The organism is Cypionkella aquatica (assembly GCF_030161095.1).
GTDB lineage: Bacteria > Pseudomonadota > Alphaproteobacteria > Rhodobacterales > Rhodobacteraceae > Cypionkella > Cypionkella aquatica.
In genome coordinates this window covers 445,560-468,242 of sequence record NZ_BSPP01000007.1, presented here as the reverse complement: position 1 = coordinate 468,242, position 22,683 = coordinate 445,560, and the positions used below count along the sequence as shown (strand labels likewise).

At 61.5% G+C, this 22,683-nt stretch carries 19 protein-coding genes, 1 tRNA gene and 1 pseudogene; 3 read left to right on the top strand and 18 right to left on the bottom strand.

The annotated features are described in order from the left end of the window. Positions 1-35: 35 nt before the first annotated feature. From QQJ98_RS10805 to QQJ98_RS10790, 4 genes are all read right to left on the bottom strand, one after another. On the bottom strand, positions 36-1,781 hold the full coding sequence (locus tag QQJ98_RS10805) for a hypothetical protein (RefSeq protein ID WP_284325343.1): 1,746 nt from the start codon (positions 1,779-1,781) through the stop codon (positions 36-38). Between the two features lie 496 nt (positions 1,782-2,277). Beyond that, entirely contained in the window at positions 2,278-3,543 is a 1,266-nt protein-coding gene (gene clpX / locus QQJ98_RS10800; protein WP_284325342.1) for an ATP-dependent Clp protease ATP-binding subunit ClpX, read from the bottom strand. Positions 3,544-3,678: 135 nt separating this feature from the next. Beyond that, positions 3,679-4,308, bottom strand: a complete 630-nt coding sequence (locus QQJ98_RS10795; protein ID WP_284325341.1) for an ATP-dependent Clp protease proteolytic subunit — start codon at positions 4,306-4,308, stop codon at positions 3,679-3,681. A 312-nt stretch (positions 4,309-4,620) separates the two neighbouring features. Then, on the bottom strand, positions 4,621-5,961 hold the full coding sequence (locus tag QQJ98_RS10790) for an ATP-binding protein (RefSeq protein WP_284325340.1): 1,341 nt from the start codon (positions 5,959-5,961) through the stop codon (positions 4,621-4,623). A 43-nt stretch (positions 5,962-6,004) separates the two neighbouring features. On the opposite strand from QQJ98_RS10790, the gene QQJ98_RS10785 reads away from it, so the two are divergent. The 3 genes and pseudogenes from QQJ98_RS10785 to QQJ98_RS10775 all read left to right on the top strand — a co-directional run. After that, a complete protein-coding gene (locus QQJ98_RS10785) occupies positions 6,005-6,889 on the top strand; it encodes an MBL fold metallo-hydrolase (protein WP_284325339.1) in 885 nt (294 codons plus the stop codon). Positions 6,890-6,959: 70 nt separating this feature from the next. Then, positions 6,960-7,034, top strand: a tRNA-Asn gene (locus tag QQJ98_RS10780). 519 nt (positions 7,035-7,553) lie between these two features. Then, positions 7,554-7,949 (top strand): annotated as a pseudogene (locus tag QQJ98_RS10775) (ATP-binding cassette domain-containing protein); the annotation flags it as partial. On the opposite strand, the gene QQJ98_RS10770 reads toward QQJ98_RS10775, so the two are convergent. The 14 genes from QQJ98_RS10770 to QQJ98_RS10705 all read right to left on the bottom strand — a co-directional run bounded on the left by QQJ98_RS10770 (position 7,923) and on the right by QQJ98_RS10705 (position 22,546). Beyond that, positions 7,923-8,228, bottom strand: coding sequence for a GntR family transcriptional regulator (locus tag QQJ98_RS10770; protein ID WP_284325582.1), 306 nt, complete (start codon positions 8,226-8,228; stop codon positions 7,923-7,925). The pseudogene QQJ98_RS10775 and the gene QQJ98_RS10770 sit on opposite strands and share 27 nt — an antisense overlap. Before the next feature lie 177 nt (positions 8,229-8,405). Next, complete coding sequence (locus QQJ98_RS10765; protein WP_284325338.1) at positions 8,406-9,161, bottom strand: SDR family NAD(P)-dependent oxidoreductase; 756 nt, start codon at positions 9,159-9,161, stop codon at positions 8,406-8,408. A gap of 3 nt (positions 9,162-9,164) precedes the next feature. Beyond that, complete coding sequence (locus QQJ98_RS10760; protein ID WP_284325337.1) at positions 9,165-9,944, bottom strand: SDR family NAD(P)-dependent oxidoreductase; 780 nt, start codon at positions 9,942-9,944, stop codon at positions 9,165-9,167. 87 nt (positions 9,945-10,031) lie between these two features. Continuing rightward, positions 10,032-11,675, bottom strand: coding sequence for a flavin monoamine oxidase family protein (locus QQJ98_RS10755; RefSeq protein WP_284325336.1), 1,644 nt, complete (start codon positions 11,673-11,675; stop codon positions 10,032-10,034). Between the two features lie 423 nt (positions 11,676-12,098). Further along, entirely contained in the window at positions 12,099-12,854 is a 756-nt protein-coding gene (locus QQJ98_RS10750) for an SDR family NAD(P)-dependent oxidoreductase (protein WP_284325335.1), read from the bottom strand. An 11-nt stretch (positions 12,855-12,865) separates the two neighbouring features. Continuing rightward, on the bottom strand, positions 12,866-13,615 hold the full coding sequence (locus tag QQJ98_RS10745) for an SDR family NAD(P)-dependent oxidoreductase (RefSeq protein WP_284325334.1): 750 nt from the start codon (positions 13,613-13,615) through the stop codon (positions 12,866-12,868). Next, positions 13,612-15,102 carry an FGGY-family carbohydrate kinase gene (locus tag QQJ98_RS10740; RefSeq protein ID WP_284325333.1) on the bottom strand — a complete coding sequence of 497 codons (1,491 nt, stop codon included), beginning with the start codon at positions 15,100-15,102 and terminating at the stop codon, positions 13,612-13,614. The genes QQJ98_RS10745 and QQJ98_RS10740 overlap by 4 nt, the downstream gene beginning before the upstream one ends. Positions 15,103-15,126: 24 nt before the next feature. Next, positions 15,127-15,462, bottom strand: coding sequence for a carboxymuconolactone decarboxylase family protein (locus QQJ98_RS10735; RefSeq protein WP_284325332.1), 336 nt, complete (start codon positions 15,460-15,462; stop codon positions 15,127-15,129). After that, entirely contained in the window at positions 15,455-16,978 is a 1,524-nt protein-coding gene (locus tag QQJ98_RS10730) for an alpha/beta fold hydrolase (protein WP_284325331.1), read from the bottom strand. The genes QQJ98_RS10735 and QQJ98_RS10730 overlap by 8 nt, the downstream gene beginning before the upstream one ends. Continuing rightward, a complete protein-coding gene (locus tag QQJ98_RS10725; protein WP_284325330.1) occupies positions 16,975-17,970 on the bottom strand; it encodes an alpha-ketoacid dehydrogenase subunit beta in 996 nt (331 codons plus the stop codon). Before QQJ98_RS10725 ends, QQJ98_RS10730 begins: the two co-directional genes overlap by 4 nt. A 10-nt stretch (positions 17,971-17,980) precedes the next feature. After that, positions 17,981-19,030 (bottom strand): thiamine pyrophosphate-dependent dehydrogenase E1 component subunit alpha, encoded by a 1,050-nt coding sequence (locus tag QQJ98_RS10720; RefSeq protein ID WP_284325329.1) that lies wholly within the window; start codon positions 19,028-19,030, stop codon positions 17,981-17,983. A gap of 15 nt (positions 19,031-19,045) precedes the next feature. After that, entirely contained in the window at positions 19,046-20,041 is a 996-nt protein-coding gene (locus QQJ98_RS10715) for an ABC transporter permease (protein WP_284325328.1), read from the bottom strand. Continuing rightward, entirely contained in the window at positions 20,038-21,543 is a 1,506-nt protein-coding gene (locus QQJ98_RS10710) for a sugar ABC transporter ATP-binding protein (RefSeq protein WP_284325327.1), read from the bottom strand. Before QQJ98_RS10710 ends, QQJ98_RS10715 begins: the two co-directional genes overlap by 4 nt. A gap of 61 nt (positions 21,544-21,604) precedes the next feature. Next, entirely contained in the window at positions 21,605-22,546 is a 942-nt protein-coding gene (locus QQJ98_RS10705) for a sugar ABC transporter substrate-binding protein (protein WP_284325326.1), read from the bottom strand. Positions 22,547-22,683: the final 137 nt, after the last annotated feature.

The following is a 22,683-nucleotide window of genomic DNA, read 5'->3' as shown; positions in this document are numbered from 1 at the left end:
GTTTGTTGTGATATGGCCGAAAGGCGCGGCAAGGTCTAGGGGGCACGCAGGCGACGGGCTGCAATCTGCTGCAAGTTCGGCACAAGTTCGGCGGCATCGCGGCAGACCAGCGCGCCTTCGGCGGCAAGCTGGTCACCGACGTCTTGCGGCAGCGAGGTGTTGGAGCCTTCGGGGATCTGGTTCAGGCGGCCGCCGATCAGGATGGGGGTGGTCAGGCCGTGGCGGTCAAGGCCCGCGCGCAGGGCTTGGTAATAGCTGAGTGCGACGCCGTTGTAGGTGGAAATGGCGATGGCGTCAGGGGAGGTTGCGATGGTTTGCGCGATGATGCGGTCGGGATCCGTCGAGGTGCCACCGTCGATGGCCGTTGCGCCGAGTTGGTTCAGCATCTCTTCCAGCAGCATTTTGCCGTGTTCATGCACGTCGGATGTGGCGACGAGGATGTTCAAATCGGGCAGGCTGGGAGGGTTGGGACCAAGGGCCGCTGCAGCCATATGGGCGATTTCGGACAGTATGGTGGCGGGCACGATGGGGGTGCGGCCCCCCATCGCACGCGGATCAAGTTTGCCCGCGCCATAGCTGGCCTCGATACGACGCCCGCCCATGCGGCGCAGGGCTAGCAAACATTCAAAGGCATCGCTGGTGTCGATGCCAGCCTCGGTCAACCCCGCCCAGAGGTTTTTGCGGAAGACATGCGCGCCGTGGCGCAGGGTTTGGCTTAGGCTGCCGACGGCCGCGGGGTCGATCATCGACTGCCAGCTGCCCGCCATCTCGATCAGGCGACCTGCGAACAATTGCGCCTCGATGACCTCGTCGACCTCGGGGATGCGTTGGTTTTCGGTGAGGGGGACCGGGTTGATGGCGTGACCCGATGGGGCGCGTTGTTGGCCCAAGGCATCGACCATCAGATAGGCGGAAAGCGCCGCCCAGTTTTGCGCAGGCGTGCCGCGATAGGAAGTTGTGTTGCCGTAGATCATCGTACCGGGGGCGGCGCCTTCGGCAGCAAGCGCCTGTTGGAAGGCAAGGCGGGCGAGTGGATCGCTGAAATGGTGGCCAAAGGCGTGGCCGATCGGGGCGCCGATCAGGGCGGCGATGTCACGCTCGACCAGAATCATCCCCAAGGCGTTGGCAAGATCGGTGAATTGCGCGGCAAAGCCATCGTCAATGTTGGAATGGATCATCACGGGGCGGGATTGGGCGGCGATCAGGCCGAGGGCTGTGACGGTGGCTTTGGTCGCCGCGATATCGTCGTCATGGCCGGGGACGCGGAAGGTGAAATACTGGCCAAGGTTGCCGATGGCGGTCGCCCCTGCGGTCAGGGCGGCTTGGGTGTTTTCCAAGGCGGCGGGAAAGCCCAGCACGAAATCGCCGAAATGGGCGGCGACGGGGGCGGCGTTGGCGAGGGTTATGAAATCCTCGATGGTGGGCAGAATCATGCCCGTGCCGCGTTGGGCGCGGGCGCGGATGGCGCGGGGTAAGGCCATCGACCAATCGAGGCAGAGGCCATAGCGATCCAGCCGCATGCCTGCCGCATCGCAGGCGGCCCAGATATCGTGGTAGGCACGGATGCTTTTAGTGGGGTCGCGGTAACCGATCTGCGCGTGCTGCATCACCCGGCCCTGCGCCATCGCCTGCCGTTTGTATTCGAGTTCAGAGGCGGTGTCGTAATGGGTCAGAAAGGCCGAGGGGCCGGTTTGCCAGAGGCTTGCGAGCGCGCGGCCCTCGGCCAGAAGGTCAGCGCCGTTTGGCAGATCGGGTTCGGGGAGGAGATCAGCGCGGTTCATGGGGCAATGATTGGGCAGATCGGGAGGGCTTGCAATGGGGAAAGGCCGGGTTTCATCTCCACGGCGCCCCGGACTTGATCCGGGGCCTCTTGGTGGTCGCCTAAGGCCCCGGATCAAGTCCGGGGCGGCGGAGTGTGGCGGGGATTACACCGCACATTCTGCGCTTGGTTTCAGGGTTGCCCGCGAACCGGGCAAAAACTCTGCGGGGCAGAGTTCTTCAGTGAGTTGCTCATAAGGCGGAACGCCGTGGAGCAAGTGGAGCAGGGCAGCAAGCAGTCGCTCTCAAAATCGGGGCGCGCCTGACTGGGCGGGCGCGGCAACGCGCCTGCCTACGGGCACGCAGGCGCGGCCCGATTTGTCGCCGGACAAATCGGGCAAAGACGAGCCCCGTTGTGCCTGTTCATCCAGTCAAAAAAGCAAAAGCCCCGACACTTGGCCGGGGCTTTCTGGTCTTGCAAGAGGCCCCGGATCAAGTCCGGGGCGGCGTGGCTTTGGTTTAGCCCGCAGTCGCAGGCTCTTTTTTCTTGGCTTCAGTGTGGACCAACAAGGGGGCCGCACCGTTGTTGACGGCCTCTTCGTTGACCACGACTTCTTCAACGTCGTCCATGCCGGGCAGTTCGAACATGGTGTTCAGCAAGATACCTTCCATGATCGAGCGCAAGCCGCGCGCGCCGGTTTTGCGCTTGATCGCGCGTTTGGCGATGGCGGTCAAAGCGTCGGGCGTGAAAGTCAGCTTGGTGCCTTCGATGTCGAACAGGCGCTGGTATTGCTTGACCAAAGCGTTCTTCGGCTCGGTCAAAATTGTGATCAACGCGGATTCGTCGAGATCGGTCAGAGTGGCAATCACCGGCAGACGGCCGACAAACTCCGGGATCAGACCGAATTTCAGCAGATCTTCCGGCTCCAACTCTTGGAACAACTCGCCAGCACCACGTTCTTCCGGGTCTTTCACCGCAGCACCAAAGCCGATAGCCGAGCCTTTGCCGCGTTGCGCGATGATCTTCTCAAGCCCCGAGAACGCCCCGCCGCAGATGAACAGGATGTTGGTGGTGTCGACTTGCAGGAATTCCTGCTGCGGATGCTTGCGGCCACCTTGCGGCGGAACCGATGCAACGGTGCCTTCCATGATCTTCAGCAAAGCCTGCTGCACGCCTTCGCCCGACACGTCGCGGGTGATCGAGGGGTTGTCAGACTTGCGGGTGATCTTGTCGACCTCGTCGATATAGACGATGCCGCGCTGTGCGCGTTCGACGTTATATTCGGACGCTTGCAGCAATTTCAGGATGATGTTTTCAACATCTTCGCCGACATAGCCAGCCTCGGTCAGCGTCGTCGCATCGGCCATGGTGAATGGCACGTCGAGAATACGGGCCAAGGTCTGCGCCAGCAGCGTCTTGCCGCAACCCGTCGGGCCAATCAGCAGGATGTTGGATTTCGACAGTTCAATGTCGGTTTTGCTGGCGTGGTTCAGACGCTTGTAGTGGTTGTGCACCGCGACCGACAGCACGCGCTTGGCGTGGATCTGGCCGATGACGTAATCATCCAGCACCTTGCAGATATCACGCGGCGTTGGCACGCCATCGGTGGTTTTCAGCCCGGTGGTCTTGGTTTCTTCGCGGATGATGTCCATGCACAGCTCGACACATTCATCACAGATGAAAACGGTCGGGCCGGCGATCAGCTTGCGCACCTCGTGCTGGCTTTTGCCGCAGAAGGAACAATAGAGCGTGTTCTTGCTGTCGCTGCCGGAATTGTTCGCCATGAGTATCCTCTGCCCTGCGTTCTTGGAGGGTATGTCAGGGAAGTGTAGGCCAAGGCCCAAACCTCCACAATGCGAAAGTGCCACCCGATGCGGGCGGGTCGAAATTGCCCCCGGTTTTGGCCGGGGGCGACGGGCTTACTTTACTTCGTCTACCTTGCCACGGCTTTCGAGAATCTCGTCGATGAGGCCCCATTCCTTGGCTTCTTCGGCGGATTTGAAATTGTCACGCTCTAGCGCGGCTTCCACGGCTTCGTAGCTGTTGCCGGTGTGCTTTTCGTAAATCTCGTTCAAGCGGCGCTTGAGCTTTTCGGTCTCACGCGCGTGAATCATGATGTCGGTCGCCTGCCCCTGATACCCGCCAGAAGGTTGGTGCACCATCACGCGGGAGTTCGGAAGCGAGAAGCGCATGCCCTTTTCGCCAGCCGTCAGCAGCAGCGAGCCCATCGAGGCGGCTTGACCGATCACCAGGGTCGAAACCTTGGGGCGGATGTATTGCATCGTGTCGTAAATCGACAGGCCCGAGGTGACAACGCCGCCGGGGCTGTTGATATACATAGAAATTTCCTTGGAGGGGTTCTCGGCCTCAAGGAACAGAAGCTGGGCGCAGATCAGCGACGACATCCCGTCATGCACTGGGCCTGCAAGGAAAATGATGCGCTCTTTCAGCATACGGCTGAAAATGTCGTAGGCGCGTTCGCCGCGGCTGGTCTGTTCGACCACCATCGGCACAAGAGTATTCATATAGTGGTCAACTGGATCGCGCATGAAAAACCTGCCTGTTGGTCCGTGGAACTTGTGTAATCGCCTGATGCTTTCCAGAGTCTTAGTGTTGCGCGCCGGGGGGTGCAAGGGCGGGCGGGCGCATTGAAACAATCGGCGCGGGATAGTGGTGATCTTTAGCAAAGCTGTGCTGAAAATTTGGCGGATACGCGAGGGCGGCGGCGGCTCTGGATGCGCTGCTGTCGCCCGTTTCTGCGCGTGCCTGTCCGTTTCTGGCCGCGCTTGGCAGATAGGGCAGCGCAAGCCGGGTTTCAACGGGGCGGCAGCAGATCGTTTGCGCCGGAATGGGGCGGTTGCTTAGCGCGCGACGCTGATTTCTGCGCGCAAACCGCCCAAGCGTTCGCTTTCGCCCAAGCGCAACGCGCCGCCATGGCTGCGGGCAATGTCCGAGGCAATCGACAGCCCCAAACCCACGCCGCCGCCTTTGTTGGGGTTGCGGGCTGGGTCAAGCCGCTTGAACGGCTCCAGTGCCTCATCGCGGCGGTCTTTGGCGATACCGGGGCCGTCGTCTTCAACGATAAAGCGCAATACCCGGTCCGAGCGTTGCAGGCTGACCTCGACCTGTGCCGCATGGCGCACGGCATTGCCGATCAGGTTTTCCAAGGCGCGGGTGATCGCCTGCGGCCGCAGCTTGGCGGTTTCCAGTGCGTCACCGGGTTGGGAACTATCGGGAGCAAGTGTCACCGGCTGGCCCATGCGGCGGGCGTTCTCGACAATATGGTGCATCAGCGCGGTCAGATTGACAGATTCGGGTTCCTCCATCGCATCGCCGCGCGCGAAGGACAAAAACTCATCCACCAAACGCTCCATATCCGCGACGTCTTGCTGCAAGGCACGGGTGTCGTCATCTTCGGGCAGGAACGAAAGGCCAAGTTTCAACCGGGTGAGCGGCGTGCGCAGATCGTGGCTGACGCCCGACAGCATCTGGGTGCGCGATTCGATCTGACGCTCGATCCGGGCGCGCATGTTCAAAAACGCGTTGCCCGCCGCGCGAACTTCGGTTGCGCCACGCGGGCTGTAGGGCATGGTCTGGCCCTTGCCGAACGCTTCGGCGGCACGGGCGAGGCGGGTGATCGGGCTGAGTTGGTTGCGCAGGAAAATATAGGCGATGAAGGTCATCAAGGCCGAGGTGAACACCATCCAGACCAGCAATTGATGCGGGTTGCTGGCAGACAGGCGCGATCGTTTGATCTCAATGCGCAACGGGCCCTTGTTGGTGTTCATATAGACCTGTACCACCAAGGGATTGCTGGTCAGATCCACCGCGCGCACGCCAGAAAGCCGCTCGTACAGTGTCGCGGTGATGGCGCGCCCGGCATAATCGAACCATTCCCGGCTGTCGGTTTGCCTAATGTCAGCTTCGGCCAGCGGGAAGGTCAGACCCAGATCCAAGCCGCGCGCCAGATCATAGGCCACTGCCTGCGCCTGACCGGCATCGGACACCGCCTCCATGCGCGCGCGCAGATAGCGCAGCTCGATCGTGACGCCGCCAGTCATCTGCCGGGTGACGCCGTCGAAATGCCGCTGAATGAAGGCGATCGACACGATCAGTTGCACCACCACAACGGGCAGCACCAGAATAAGGGCTGCACGGCCAAACAGGCTGCGGGGCAGAAAGGGCTTGAGGCGGCGCTGCATAGGCGCAAGATTAGCCGGGCCGCAGCAAGATGGGAAGGCCAGCATGCAAATGGGCGCAGAACAGATCGCGGGCGGTGTGTGGCGGCTGCGCGCGGGAAACCCCAGCCCGATGACAGGCAGCGGCACCAACAGCTATGTCCTGCTTGGTCCAGATGGCGCGGTGCTGATCGACCCCGGCCCTGCCCTGCCCGATCATCTGGCCGGCCTGCTGGTTGTTCTGGGCAATGCGCCCTTGCGAGCAGTTCTTCTCAGCCATCCGCATCTGGATCACTCGGCAGGTCTGCCCGCGCTGCAGGCGGCAACCGGCGCACGCAGCTATGGCTTTGGTGCAGCCGATGCCGGGCGCAGCATGCCGATGCAAAGGCTGGTTGACGCCGGGCTGACCGGTGGCGGCGAGGGCGTTGATGCCGATTTCATTCCCGACGTGGCGGTGAAGGATGGCGAGATCCTGCAGCTTGCCGGCTTGCAAATCGAGGCGATCCACACCCCCGGCCACATGGGCGCGCATCTGTGCTTTGCACTGGCTGAGACGTTATTCAGCGGCGATCATGTGATGGGCTGGTCAAGCAGCCTGATCTCGCCGCCCGATGGCGATATGGGGCAGTATATGGAATCGTTGGCGAAACTGGCCGCCCGTGACTGGCAGCATTTCTACCCCGGCCATGGCGAGATCATCGTCGACCCCGCCGCGCGGCTGTTGGAACTGACACGCCATCGCCGCGCCCGCGAAGCAGCCATTCTTGCCGCCCTTGCCAAAGCCCCCGCCTGCCCCGATGGGCTTGCGGCCCAGCTCTATACCGATACGCCGCCCGCGTTGCTGGGCGCTGCCGCGCGCAACATTCTTGCGCATCTTATTGATCTGCATGAAAGAAAACTTGTGACCACCCCCCAGACTATCGCCCCAGACGCATTTTTTCACCTGATCTGAGCCAAGCTGCATTTTTCTTCACGCACCCCCCTTGCCGCCCCCAAACACCCTTGCTATAGACCCCTCGTGTTCCGGCGTAGCTCAGCGGTAGAGCAAGCGACTGTTAATCGCTTGGCCGTAGGTTCGATCCCTACCGCCGGAGCCAAATCATCCGCCTTTATCTGAAATGTCAGATATTTAGGCGGAGATTTGGAAAACTTTTCCCACAGTCTAAATGTAAAGTAAGCTCGATCCGTGAATTTTCGGTTCGTAGTATGTGGTTAGATTTGCGGTTCGCACTTTGCGGAAACAATAGCAAACCCTTGTCGTTCGCGTTGCCTGCCTGCAAGGTTATCCAAGCCCACAAAAGCGGCCCCTACAGCGCGCCAATGGCACGAGGCATATAGCGGTCAAACCCCGCACGGCCTTTCCACGCCCCCCTATTACGTCGCCGCGTGTGAAAAGGTCCGCGGGCACGGTGCGCTGCGAACTTGCATGGCCACCCGGCTTCGCCGACCTTGCAGGCCAGTCCGCTTCGCAGTCTGCGGGATAGTCATGTTGCAAACGTGCTGCGCTCTGACTCGGAAGCTGCGACTTCGCAGCGTCAAATTCTCAAGGCTTCTTTGTGGATTATCTTGGTATTCTCTAAGTGATTATCAGAGGGTAGCAAACTCGCTCGGGCAGCCTGCAAGTGTTGCATGAGATAAACCTCACAATCGCGCAGGGCGAGCGGCTGGTAATTTGCGGCCGCTCTGGATCGGGTAAATCGACGCTGATCCGCACGATCAACGCCTTGGAAGGCTTCCAGCATGGGGGGATCAACGTGGCGGGCATCACGCTGAACCATGATCAGCAGGTGGTTGAGAAGATCCGCCGCAAGGTCGGTACGGTGTTCCAGCAGTTCAACTTTTTTCCGCATCTGACCGTGTTGGAAAATTGCGCCCTGCCTTTGCGCTTGGTGCGCGGCTTGTCTGCGCCAGAGGCGCGCGACCGGGCGATGCATTACCTCTTGAAAGTGCGCATCCCGGAACATGCCATGAAATACCCAGCCCAGCTATCGGGGGGCCAGCAACAACGTGTTGGCCGCATAGCCCAGTGCCGCCAACATCTTGGTGATGCTTTCAAACACCGAAATCGGACGCGCCACATTCAAGGCCGCAACCGCCGTAACAAAACGCCCGCGCCCATGCACGGTGACGACAAGCCGTTCCTGTTCCAAAAGCCGCAATGCCTCACGCACAGAAGGACGCGACAGGCCAAACGCCGCACACAACTCTGCCTCGGTAGGGATGCGATCGCCGGCTTTCAGCCCGTGTTCGCGGATATAGTCGCTGACCGCATCGCGGACCTGTTCGGCCATCTTTTTCTTTGACCGCAGCGGTTTGGTCGTCAGCATCGCACCCTTACCTCGATTGCTGCATCTTTGTCAGTTATCTTACAACGGCCCAGAAGCCCCCGGCAAGCGCACTGGCCGACCGAACCGATTGCCGCCTCGCGAAATCAGCCTCTATGCCTAGAAAATATGCACCAGCACCGTTCAGGCCTTGCGCTCTTGCAGGATGTTGCCGCCATCGACCACCAGCATGGCACCATTGATGTAGCTCGCCTTGGCCGATGCCAGAAATACCACCGCCGCTGCAACTTCATCGGGTCGACCCGCGCGACCGCAGGGCGTCGCCGTTGCCGCCCGCCGCTCGTCATCGGTGGAAGCTCCGGTTTCGATCCATCCGGGCGCCACCGCATTGACCGTCACCCCATAAGGCCCCGCCTCCAGCGCCAAAGCCTTTGTCAGCCCAACCATGCCCGCCTTCGCCGCTGAATAGGCGCTTTCGCCCGGATTGGTCACACAGGGGCCGGTCACAGAAGCCACGTTCACCACACGGCCATAGCCAGCAGTGATCATATCGGGCAGATAGGCGCGGGTGGCAAGGAAGGCCGTCTTGAGGGTAACGGAAATGCCGCGATCCCAGTCTGCCTCCGCAAGATCGACGAACAATCGCTGCAAAGCTGGCTGGCCTTGACTGCCCATTCCGGCGTTGTTCACCAGAACCGTTGCAGGCCCGGTGGCTTGGCGCAGCCGCAACACCGCTGCGCCATCGGTCAAGTCACAGAGATGCCCGGTGGCGCGGTATCCCTCGGTCCGCAATTCAGCCGCGCGATCAAGGATTCTGTCGCTGGTTGCCACCAGATGCACCTCAAAGCCCTCGGCGGCAAATCCACGCGCGCAAGCCATCCCGATGCCGTCCAAAGCCCCAGCCCCGGTGATCACTGCTGTCATCAGATCCGCAGACATCACTCAATACCCCGCCGTGACGCCAAAATCCATCGACAGCGCTGCACCCGTGATAGGGGCCGCTTCCGGCGCACAAAGATATGCCACAAACTGTGCCACCTCCTCGGCTGTAAGGAACCGCGCCGCTGCACCCTGCGGATAATGCGCGAGCAATCTGCGCTTGTAGCCGTCAGGATCGCCCATGCCGTATTGTTGGGCCTGAAATTCGATCATCGGCGTTGCCACATCGCCGGGACAGACTGCGTTCACCCGGATTTGCCGCGGTGCCAGTTCCAGCGCAAGCGCTTTTGTCAACAGCACCAGCCCACCTTTCGAGGCGCAATAAAGTGCCGCACCCGCATTGCCAACCAAGCCCGCATCCGAGGCAATGTTAACAATAGACGCGCCCGCTTGCAGATGCGGCAAAACCGCTTGGATCAGAAAGAACGCGCCCTTCAGGTTCACATCCATCACCAGATCCCAATCGGCTTCTGTCACGCTGGCCGCATCGCCTTCGCGCCAGACACCTGCAGCATTGACCAACACATCCACCCTGCCCGCCCAAGCGATCACTTGCGAGACCGCACCTTCACAAGACCCCGGCTGCCGCAGATTGAGCGACACCGCAAGCGCACTCTGGCTGTCAGTGCCAAGCCCAAGAACAGCTTGATCAAGCGCGGTTGAGGCCAGATCCGCGATCGCCACCCGATAGCCCTGCCGTGCAAATGTCGCGCAGATCGCACGCCCCATGCCGCCAGCCCCGCCTGCGATCAAAGCAACAGGCCGCTTGTCTTGTTCATTCATCCGTCAGATCCTTTGCTGGTCTCAATGATCACCATGCCCGCTGGCAACGTCTTTGACAGCATGGAGCCGGTTACCGAAGCCCTGACCTTAATCCAGTGAAATGGGGCCCAGATCTGCATAGACATCGCCGGGGCCACGGTTTTCTGCCGAAGAAGTGCCGCCAAAATGGTGCATGATCCCCCAGACAGCATTCAGCGCCGTCTGTACTGCGCCCTCGACCCACGCCGGCGTCCAACTGATACCATCGCCAGCAAGGAAGATGCCGCGTTGCTGCACTGGAAGGTCATCTTGGATGAAATGCCCATACATGCGGTGATTGTAGCGGTAATGGCCGGGCAGCGCGCCCTTGAACGCGCCCAAGAAATTCTCGTCCGCCTCCCAACTGACGCAGATCGGATTGCCGCGGATATGGCTGGCGATGTCGACGTTTGGATAGGTCTGGCCAAGCGCCGAAAGCGCCAACTCGACCCGCTTTTCCGCACCATGCGGCAGCACCTTCAGCGCATCCGTCATCCAGCTGTAGGATAGGCAGATCACGGCGGGCCTGTCGGGGCCGTTGTCGAAGAAATAGGTGCCGCGCGTGATGCGGTCGGTCAGCGTCATCGACAAAAGCGGGCGACCGGTCGCGGGGTTTATGTCGTTCCAGAACGGGCGATCCACCATGACGAAGGTCTTGGCCGCTTGCATATATCGCGTGCGGTCAAGCGCCATCCACAACGGCTGCGCGAACAGGGCCTCGTCCGTCTCGATCGAGGTGGTCAGCAGGTGGCTTTGACAGGTCACCAGCACAGCTTCGTATAGATCCTTGCGCCCCCAGCAATCGGTCACAGCAATCGCACCCGAAGCATCACGGGCGATCTTGACCGCGCGCGCCCGGGTCGCCCCACCGTTCAGCCCGGCCAGCGTTGTGCTGTCAGGCCAATGAGCGCACGCGGCGGATTGCCGCCACAGCCGTTGCAAAACCGTCTCGACCCCGCCCTTGATGTAGCGCTGATTGTCGTCCAGCCCGCAGAGATTGACGCGCAGGATTTCCAGCATCGAATTCGGAAAATCGCTGTCCCAGCCGCCAGTGCCAAAACCAACCTGACCAAAGACCTCACGGTGGCGAAACGACAGCGCCCCAAAGGATTTGGAAGAGGTGATGAAATCATAGAAGGTCCGCTCGTCCCAAGCCGCCACCAGCGGATCCCAGATTTCCTTGACCCGCTTGGCATCCTTTGCCTTCATCGCGGCTTGCAGATCGGAAAAGCGCGCGCCCTCTTGCAGCGCCGCATCATAGGCCTGCGCGACCTCGCGGTAGAGTTCTGGCAGATCTGCAAGCGTGCGGGCGAACAGCGTTTCCCCCTCCAGATCAATGACGGTAGAGCCTGCGGCCTCGGTCAGTGGATTGGGAAAGGGCGCACTTTCGCAGCCGACGAGATCGACGTAGTGATAAAAGGCTTTAGAAGAAACCGGAAAGCGCATCCCGCCCAGCTCGGCGATAACGTCCTCGGTGCTTTCAAATATCTCGGAACGCAGGCGGCCACCGAATTTGCCCGATTCATACAGGATCGGGCGCAAGCCCAGCTTCATCAGTTCGTGCCCAGCCGTGACGCCCGCCGCCCCCGCGCCAATGATGGCAACGCTTTCTCCGTGGCGGTTTGCGGGAATTTGGCCCAGACCTGCGGAATGGGTCAACCACCGGTCGTATGCAAAGGGAAAGTCGGGGCCAAAGGCGGAAAGGTCTGTCATTCGGGCTGCCTGCTGCAAATACTCTTGGGCCATGACTGACATAGCGCCATCGCGTTGATGCAGTGCTATGAAAAAAACCCGTGAATAGCCACGCCAAAAGTTAGACAGCTCTGTGGGTCGTGTTTCGGGCGTCCGCGAAGCCTTTTGCGACCCACCAGACCAGCCTTGTCGCCCAAGCGGACGCATCAATATGCGTGTTAGAAAAACCTTGGTCGTTTAGCGGCTGGTGCAGCACATCATGTCACGCAAGATCGCAAAACTTGGTGCGACCAACGCTGCAAAATCTTGGCGCGGAAGCAGCGTGCGCGCTCTTTCTGGCGGCGCGCCACGCTTTCACAGGGCTGATCACGCTCAGCCTGCGTGCAGATGTGGGCTTGCGACGGTTCTACGCAGCGAGATGCGGCTGCGCAGAACCGCCTGTTATCACGACAGCACAATCCCGCCATCGACGTTCAGCGTCTGGCCGGTCACAAACGCGCTGTCGTCTGAGCAGAAAAACGCCACCGGGCCCGCCACATCTTCGGGTGCGCCAATGCGGGCCATTGCAGTCTTGGCTTTCCACGCATCGCGGATCGCCGCATCTTCCAGATTGACCCGCCCCATATCGGTCAGGATGATGCCGGGGCAGATGCAGTTCGCGGTGATGCCCAAAGGCCCGACTTCTTGCGCGAGCACCCGCGTGAACCCCATCACGGCCGCCTTTGAGGCCGAGTAATGTGCCTGCTCGGGCGCGCCATGTTTGCCACCGATGGACGAGATATTGCAGATCCGGCCATAGCTTTGCGCCTTCATGATCGGCAAAACCGCCTGCACCACAAGGAACGTGCCCTTGGCATTGATCGCCATCACGCTGTCCCAATAATCCTCGGGGCAGTTTTCGACATCCGAGGCCCGCAGGATGCCCGCATTGTTGACCACGGCGTGAATGGTGCCCATCTGCGCCACCGCATCCGCAACCATCGCCTGAACCTGCGCCTTGTTCGAGACATCGGCATGCAAAGCGATCACGCGCCCGCCATGCGTGCGCGCCTCAGCCGCTGTTTCCTGCAGTGTTGCGGCCTGCGCTGCGATATCGTTCAACACCAGATCAAAGCCGCGTGTGGCCAGCCCCAATGCAATTGCCTTGCCGATGCCGCGGCTTGCGCCAGTGACCAGCGCGATACGTCCGTTTCCGCTCATGTTTCCCCCCGTCAAATTGCCGTATACCCACCGTCCACCGTCAGCACCGTGCCGGTGATATAGCTCGCCGCGTCCGAAGCCAGAAACGCCACTGCCAACGCGATTTCGCGCGGATCAGCCAGACGGCCCATTGGAATACCGGCAAGCCATGTGTTGAACCATTCGGGCTTTGATCGCCCCAGCAAGGTCAGTTCCGTTGCAGTATAGCCCGGCGCTATGGCGTTGACGCGCACCCGGCCCGCCCATTCCACCGCCAGAGATTTGGTCAACAGGTTCACCCCGGCCTTGGCCGCGTTATAGGCGACCTGCGGTTGTGGATGCACCGTCACCTCGCCGCAGATCGAGCTGATGTTGACCACGCTGCCCGCGCCTGCCGCCACCATATGCCTCCCAAACGCCCGCGCAGTGTGAAAAACGCCGTGCAGGTTGACATCAATCACCCGCCGCCAATCGGCAATCGTCACATCCAGCGCGGGCGCGTTCTGAACGATGCCTGCATTGTTCACCAGAATTGCCGCCGGGCCATGTTCCGCCGCCAAAGCAAGCGCTGCAGTTTCGCAGGCGTCGGGATCGGTCACATCCAGCGCCAAAGCATGGCCGCCCAAAGCCTGCGCTGCCGCCTTCGCCGCTGCACTGTCGCGGTCGGCCACTACCACCCGGGCGCCAGCTTCGGCCAGCACCTCGGATATGGCGCGGCCAATGCCTGCGGCACCGCCCGTCACTACCGCCAGACGCCCGGTCAGATCAAACTCGCGTATCATGTCAGCGCACCTTTCAGCGCCGGATAAAGCGCCTTGTAATGCTGGTAAATCTCATCATATAGCGCGACCTCGCGCGGGCGCGGATCAATGCTGCTGCCGGGGCGCACCATCGCGGCGATACCGTCGTCGATCGTGGCAAACCGCCCCGCCCCATGCGCCGCCAATACCGCAGATCCCGTCGAGGGCGCATCGGCGCTGGCGGGGATGCGCACCGGCAGTCCTGCCGTATCGGCGTGAATCTGCATCCATAGCCGCGAGGCTGTGGCCCCGCCGCCGACGGTGATTTCGGTTGAATGATAACCGCCTGCCTTGAACGCATCGAGAATGGCACGGGTGCCAAAGCCGATGCCCTCCATGATGGCGCGAAAAATATGCTGCGGCTCGTGCGCCAGCGTCAGCCCAACGATGGCCCCCCGGCTGAGCGGATCGGTATAGGGCGTGCGGTTGCCTTGGAAATGGTCCTGCACGATCAAACCGTCGCAGCCGGGTTCCAACGCCTCGGCTTTCAGGTTCATCTCGGCCAGATCCAGCGTGCCACCAGTCAGCCGCCGCAGCCAGTTGATGATTGAGCCGGTCGAGGTCTGGCCGCCTTCAACGATCCAGCGCCCCGGATAGACGATGTCAGGATAGGCACCCCAAACCCCCGGCGCGTGCAAGGGGGCTTCGGTCACGCCAAACTGCAAATGCGATGAACCGGTGATCAGCGCCAATTGGCCGGGCTTGGCCACGCCCAGACCGATCATTCCGATCAGCGCATCCGCGCCGCCCTGCACCACCTTGACGCTTTGCTTCAAACCCAAAGCATGCGCTGCATGCGGTCTCAGAGTGCCGACCACCTCACCCGGGGCCACGACGCGGGCCGGCCATTTTTCGGCCAAAGCCTCTAGGCCCAGCTTGGCCAAAATGCCATGCGCCCAGCCGCCGTTGCGGCTGCTGTAATGCCAGCGCAGCCCCGCGTTGTCCAAGCTGGCGCAACGCTCGCCAGTCAACCGCAGCACCAGAAAATCCTGATACTCGCAGATCGTATGCGCGGCATCGAAGGTCGCCGGTTCATTACGTTTCAACCAAAGCGCCTTGGGGATCATCCATTCAGCCGAGACAGGCCCCTGCCCTGCGCCATTGATCGCCAAAGCCGCATCGCCCGTCGCAAGAACGGCATCAGCTTCGGCATGGGCGCGCACATCCATCCACATCAGCGCAGGACGCAGCGCGCGGCCATGTTCATCCAATGCGACCACGGTGCAGCAGGTGGTGGCAAAACACATTGCCTCGATCTGGCCTGCGTCAATCCCGGCCTCGGCCACGGCCCCAGCGGTTGCGGTGACCAGTGCGGTCCACCAATCCTCGGGGTTCTGCTCGGCCCGCGCGCCGGGAGCGAATTTTGTAGGGTAAGCCACTGCCTGTTGGCCCAGACAGGTGCCCGACAGATCATAAATACGCGCCCGCAGGCTTTCGGTGCCGCCATCGGCGGTCAGATAATAGGCCATCGCACTCCTCCCTTTTGACTGCGCTCAGGCAAGGTTGCGCCAAGCGTCCAGCGCCTTGGCACCATACATAACCGCCGGACCACCGCCCATTTCGACCGCGATTTCCAACGCCTCGATCAGCGCGGCCTCGTCGGCACCATGACGGCGCGCGCCGTCCAGATGATACAGGATGCAATCCTCGCAGCCTTTGGCAACCGCAATCGCCACCGCCACCAATTCCTTTTGCGCGGCTGAAAACTGGCCCGGCGTGGTTGCCGCGCGGCTGATGCCCCCGAAGGATTGCATCAGCGTCGGGGCGCCTTTGGCAAAACCGCCCAGCCGGGTTTTCGCGGCTGCAAGCGCTGATTTTGCGTCACTCATCCCGGCTTCCTTTCAGGATCAATTCGACCACTTCGCGGGTGGCGTCCCATTGCGGCATATGGCCGGTTGGCAGGAAATGCACCGCCACGCGGGCGGGCAGGTTCATCGCATCGCGCGCCGAAACGATAGGATCATCGCGCCCGAACAAGGCCCGGATCGGCAAGCCTTCGGGCAAAGCCTCTAGCATGCGGATCAGGTCAATGCGCTGGCGTCCCTCGGGCGAGGCCAGCGCCGTTGCCAATGGTTTCAGCCGCCCGCGCGCAGTCTGTGCCGCCATTTGCGCCAGAACACTGTCCGACACAGCGCCACCCTTCGGGCCGAGCAGGCGCAGCAGATGGCCGACCTCTCCTGCCGTGGTGGCCGCCGCCATGCCATGCACAAATTCGGCACCGATCTGCGGACCACAGCCCGCAGGTGTGATCAGCACCACGCCCGAAACCTTGGCCCCAAGCCGTGCAGAAACTGCAACCGCAACCGCTGCCCCCATCGAATGACCGACCAGCACCAGCGGCCCCGGCAAGCCATTGGCCACAGCCATTGCCGCATCGGTCAGCGCGTTCAGATCACTGGCCTGCGCGTCATTGCTGCCATGCCCCGGCAGATCAAACACCGCCGTGCGATGTCCTGCCCGCCGCAAAGCCGCAGCAGTGGTGGCCCAAGCCGAGCGATCACCGGCAAAGCCGTGGATCAGCAGATGCAACCGCCCGCCCTTGCCTTCGACATCAACGTCCACAACGGGCATAGCCGCGCGCTCGACATCCGCACGCTCGATCCGGCCCCGCCGCCCTGTGCCTTGCAGATTGTGCAGCGACACATTGTTCTGCCGCGCGATCTTGCGTGCAAGCGGGGTCGCACGCAATCGGGCATCGCTGGTGCTGATACTGGGTGCAGCGGTCGCAGGCAGAGCTGCCGTCACAACAGCCGCAACCGGCGTCGCGGGCACGATCTCTGCCGCCTCAACTTGGCCCTCAACCTCTGCAATCGGCAGCCCGACAGTGATGCGGTCACCCGGCTGGGCCAGAATCCGCACCACCCGCCCTTCATACAGCGCTGGAACTTCGGCCACGGTCTTGTCGGTTTCAATCTCTAGAATCGCATCGCCGCGACCGTAAAGCGCACCTTCGGCGACCAGCCATTGCACGACGACGCCTTCTTCCATCGTCTCGCCCAAGCGCGGCATGGTCAGGATATTCAGCCCGGCCGCCGCAGGGGCAGAGGCAGGCGCGGGTGCAGCTGCAGCATCGGTCTGAACCGCATCCGCCCATTCGGCGGTATTGCCAAGCGTGGCGCGCGCAATCGGCGTGCCGACCGGAACACGATCACCTGGGCCGACCAGCACTTCTTGCAGCACGCCATCGCCCAGCGCCGGAAATTCCACCACCGTCTTGTCGGTTTCCAGCTCCAGTATCGGATCGCCGCGCTTGAACGGCTTACCCGGTTCGACCATCCAGCCGACGATGACGCCTTCTTCCATCGTCTCGCCAAGCCGGGGCATGGTGAGCGTTTGCACGATCATGCCGCCACCCGCCCAGCCATAAGCTTCATCGCAGTCTCAAAGATCAGTTGCGGGCCGGGCACCGAGCCGGTTTCCAGCACGGTCGAGACCGAAATCGGAATATCTTCGCCCGCAACCCGGATCACCGGATCTTCAAGGAAATCAAAACACTCTTCGGAAATCCGGGCTGAAAGTTCGGCAGCCACGCCCGCTGTCATGACACCTTCCGATACCACCATCGCGCGGCCAGTCTTTTCGACCTCGGTGCGGATGGTGTCAAAATCGAGCGGGTTCAAAGTGCGCAAATCTATCACGGTCGCCTCGATGCCCTGGGCTGCCAGCTGTTTCGCGGCCTCCATCGCGTAATGCACCTGACGCGAATAGGTGACGATCACCAGATCGCGGCCTTGACGGCGCACCGCCACCTTGCCCCATTCCGGCACCGGCGCATCCAGATCGACGGTTTCTTTCAGCGTATACAACGCCTTATGCTCGATGAACACCACCGGATCGGGCTTGGTCAGCGCTTGGCGCAGCAGATGATAAGCATCCGCCACCGTCGCAGGCATCGCCAGCCGCAGGCCGGGGGTGTGCATCACATAGGCCTCAAGGCTTTGGCTGTGCTGCGCGCCTGCCGAGCGCCCTGTGCCGCCCTGCGTGCGCAACACCATCGGCACGCCGATCTGGCCGCCAAACATGTAGCGGATCTTGGCGGCTTGGTTGGCCAGCTGATCCATCGTCATGCCGATGAAATCGACATACATCAGCTCGGCCACCGGGCGGAGCCCCGCCAAAGCCGCGCCGACCGCTGCCCCGACGATAGCAGGTTCGGAAATCGGCGTGTCGATCACCCGTTCTGGGCCAAATTCCTTGATCAGGTCTTTGGTCACGGCATAAGCGCCACCATAGCGGCCGACCTCTTCGCCGATGATCACCACATCGGGGTTTTCGGTCATGGCGTCGGCCAGAGCTTTGCGCAAGGCGTCGCGGTAAGTCAGTTCCTGAAGTGCCATCTTTATCCCCTTATGCGCGCGCCAGAATCCGGTCGATGCGCGTGCGCACCGGTTCGGGTTCAGGCTCTTCAGGTGCGTAGACATCGCGGAACATCGACGACAGCGGCGGCTCGTGCTGCGCCACGGTAAAGTCGATGGTCGCATCCATCTCGGCGGCCACTTCGGCATCCATCGTGTCCAAGGCAGTCTCTGCCAGCAGCTTGCGGTCAATCAGCGCAGCACGGGCAAAGGCCACCGGGTCTTTGGCGCGGCCCACTTCTTCCTCGACAGGATCGCGGTAGGGCGATTTGTCTTTGCGGGCGTGGCCATAAAAGCGGTAGCAATCAATCACCAAAAACGCAGGCTTTCCGGCACGCACGCCATCGACCAGACGCCGCCCCGCCTCGGCCACCGCCTCGACATCCAGACCGTCGACGGTTTCCGCTGTCAGACCAAAGGCTTGCGCACGTTCATGCAAGCGCGGGTTGGCCGTCGCCTGATCAATCCGCGTGCCCATGCCGTATTGGTTGTTGATGCAGACAAACAGGCACGGCAGCGACCACAGCGCCGCCATGTTCATGCTTTCATAGAGGATGCCCTGCCCCGTCGCGCCATCGCCGAAGAACGCAGCCGAGATCGCACCCGATTTCTTGTGCCGTGCCGCAAGGCCAGCGCCGACCACCGCCGGGATACCACCGCCGACAATCGCATTGGCCCCAAGATGCCCCAGCCCCATATCGGCAATGTGCATCGAGCCGCCTTTGCCATGGCAGTAGCCCGCCTCTTTGCCGCCAATTTCGGCCATCATCCGGTTTGGATCAGCGCCACGTGCCAGAAAGATGCCATGCCCACGGTGATGGGTGGTAAAGGTATCGCCCTCGCGCATCGCCGCACAGACGCCCGCTGCCGCACTTTCCTCGCCAATCGACAGATGCAACATCGAGCCTGCGGATTGGCCGCGCACGAACAGCTCGCCGACACGTTCTTCAAAGGTGCGGATGCGGCGCATCATCCGGTAGAGCTGCGGCAGATCCGTGTTGGAACTGGCGTCGGCCCGCTGAACAGCCTGTGGCTGGTTCATCATCGTCTCCGATCTTTACAGAAGGTTCAATTTGGTGGAGCGCGACACCACAGCCACCGCGACAAGGATGATCACACCCTTCACGATTGACTGAATGTAAGTGTCCATGCCCATCAGGTTCAGGCCATTGTTGATCACCCCGATGAACAACGCGCCAAAGAAAGTGCCCAAGACGGTGGCCGTGCCGGGGCGCAGCATGGTCATACCGATGAACACGGTGGCCAGACCGTCCAGCAGATAGCGCTCGCCCGCGTTGGGCTGGCCCGAGCCAAGCCGTGCCGCAAGCAGGGTGCCTGCCATCACCGCGAACACCGCGCAGACAACCAGCGCTGCGGCTTTGTAACGGCGCACTTTGACGCCCGACAGCTCTGCCGCCTTCTGGTTGCCACCGACCGCATAGATGTAGCGACCAAAGATCGTCCGCTCCATCACGAACCAAGCGATGGCCACCGCTGCCAGCATAAAGAACGCCAGCACCGGGATACCAGCCACCCGGCCTTGACCCAGCCACAGATACGTGTCCGGCAAGCCGCCATAAATCGCGCGCCCCCCGGTCATCAGAAAGTTGATGCCGAACAGGATCGAGCCTGTCGCCAGCGTCGCAATCAGCGACGGAATACCCACCAGCGTCACCAAAGCCGCGTTGACCGCACCAATCGCAAGCCCGGCGGCAAGACCGCCCAGCAAGGCCAGCGGCAAGGACACTCCTGCCACCAGCATCAACGGTACCAGAACGCCAGCAAGGCCGACACTGAAGCCGACCGAAAGATCCATTTCTTTGGCGGCAAAGCCAAAGGTCAGCCCAGCGCCCACAATCGTCAGCATCGAAATCTGCTGCGCGATGTTCAAAAGGTTCTGCGGCGTCATGAATTTGTCCACCGTCACGGTAAAGACCGCAAACATCAGCACCAGCACGACCAAAGTGCTGTAGCGTTGCACCAGATCCTTGCGCAGAAAGCCCGTCGGGCTTTGGGCGCTGACGGTGGTGGTCGAAGGGGTCAGATCGCTCATGCTGCGACTCCTGAAATGGCGGCGATAAAGGCGCTTTCCGAAAAGCCGCTCTGGGCGATTTCGGGGCCGGGCCGTTGATTGGCAAAGGGGATGACGCGATGCGCCACGGATTCGATTTCCAGAAGGTCGGACGAGGCAATGATGATGCCCACGCCCGAGGCCGCCAGCCGCCGCATCTCGGCATAGATTTCAGCCTTGGCGCCAATATCAACACCTTCGGTCGGCTCGATGAAGATCATCACCCGGTAGCGGCCTTCAGCGCCGTAAAGCCATTTGCCGATAGAGATTTTCTGCTTGTTGCCACCCGACAGGGTTTTCAGCAACTGACCCGAGCTGTGCGCCTTGACGTTGAGCAGCCTCATCACCCGCTGCGCCTCGGCCTCTTCGCGCTGCATCGACAGCACGCCGCCGCCAATCCCCGCAAACGACGGATGCACCATCGCAAGGTTTTCGCGCACGCTCCATTCGCCGATCAGCGCATATTCCATACGGTGATCCGGCACCAAAGCGATGCCCGCCTTCTGCATCTGCGACACCGAGCCGGGTCGCACGGGCTTGCCCGCCACCGACATCGCACGGCAACGCCCGCCCACCGGATTGTGCAAGGATCGCGCAAAGCCGAAATGTCCGGCCCCGGTCAACCCGATCAGGCCGACGATTTCACCCGCATGCAGACGGAACTGCGGCACCTCAATCGCACCGACGCTCCACCCCGCGACATCCAGCACCACCTCGGTGGATTGAGCGGCACCCGCCGCCCCCCGCAGGTTCGCCCCGCCCGATCGGCGCAGCATCATATCGACCATGTCATGCTCTGACATCGACGCAGACGGATCGGTGCGGATGTGGCGGCCATCGCGCAAAACCGTGATGCGATCCGACAAAGCTTTGATTTCAGATAGGAAATGGCTGATCAACACCACGCCGACGCCCTGTTTCGGCAATTGGCGAATGATGCCCCACAATTGTTCCTTTTCGCGCGCGGGCAGCGTGGCGGTCGGCTCGTCCAGAATGACGATACGGGCAGCGCCACGCAACGCCCGCACAATCTCAATCACCTTGCGGTCGGCCATCGGCAATTCGCTGACCGGGCGGGCCAGATCAATCCTGACCTGCGGAAACCATTTTGCCACCAGTGCTTCAGCCTCGGCCTTCAATGCGCCAGTGCGGATCATCGCCCCCGCCACTCGCGGTTCAGCCCCCAGCAGGATATTCTCGGCCCCGTTCAGTCCCGGCACCAGACTGCCCTCTTGGCTGACATGGGCGATACCTTGTAACAACGCATCATGCGGCGAGGCCAGACGCACCGCGCGCCCGTCAATCTGCACCGTGCCTGCGCTGGGTTGCAGACTACCGCCCAAGATGTTCACCAGCGTGGATTTGCCCGCGCCATTTTCACCGATCAGGCCATGCACTTCATCGGTGCGAAAGCCCGCCGTCACCCCATCCAGCGCTAGCGTGCCGGGGAATTGCATCGTGATATCGGAAAGCACGATTTCCATGCGCCATTCCTTTCCAGTCAGAAAGCAAGGCCGGGGCGGTCAAACCACCCCGGCAGATGGATCACATGAAGTCTTTGCAGTTCTTCTTGGTGACCAGCGGCGCATCCATATAGACGGTTTTCGATGGCAGAACGTCATCGGGGTTTTTCTTGTCGACGATGATTTCCTGAATCCACTCGCCCACCTGAGCCCCCATCTTTTCAAACGGCTGGCTGACGGTTGCGATCATCTGGCTGTCGGGCTTGCAGACCTCGGCCACGGCTTGCGGATGGCCGTCAATGCCGATCACCTTGACGTTCTTCAAGCCAGCAGCGTTCAGCACGTTGACGGCAGCTTGTGCCGGCTCATCCCAAGGCGCCCAGACAGCATTGATTTCATCGCCAAAACGCGCGACGTAATCTTCCATGGTCTTGTTGGTATCTTCAAAGAAGGCGGTGTAGTCGATGTTATGCTCGGCCAGCACCTTCACATCGGGGTATTCCTTCAGCACGGTTTCCATCACATCGCCGCGCTTGCGGGTGCCGTGATGCTCGGCCATACGCAGGAAAATCAGATTGCCCTTGCCGCCCATCTGATCCAGCAAATAGACAGACACATCGGCCGACATCTTCCAGTTATTGGTGGTGATATCGACGAGAACGCCCTCGGTATAGCCCGAGTCCACCGCGAACACCGGGATATTCGCGGCCTTGGCCGCATCCAAAGCCGCCCGGCTGGCGCGCAGATCGGCCATGGTGATCACAATGGCATCAACCCCACGGCTGGCGGCATCCTGAATGTTCGACGCCGTCGCCTCGCCCGAGCCGCCGCTGTCCAGCAGGCTTACGTTCCAGTCGGTCTTGCCCGACTCTTGCAGCCACGCATCAAAGCCTGCTTTCACCCGCGATTCAGATTGTGCGGCGGCATTGGCGTGAACCCAAGCCAGCTCCAACGCCTGCGCCGATCCCGACATCAAGGCCAGCATCGAGCAAGCCGCTACCATTCCGGCAAACCGGTTTTTCATATGTTATGTCCTCCCTGAGCCAGCGAGCTGGCGGTATCCCCCGTCGGTCCTCTGCCGACAGGTTAAAAATGAAACGACTCATTACAATTGTCAAGCATCATGACATTTGTAATTATAGCCCCAGGATGCAGCCGAGG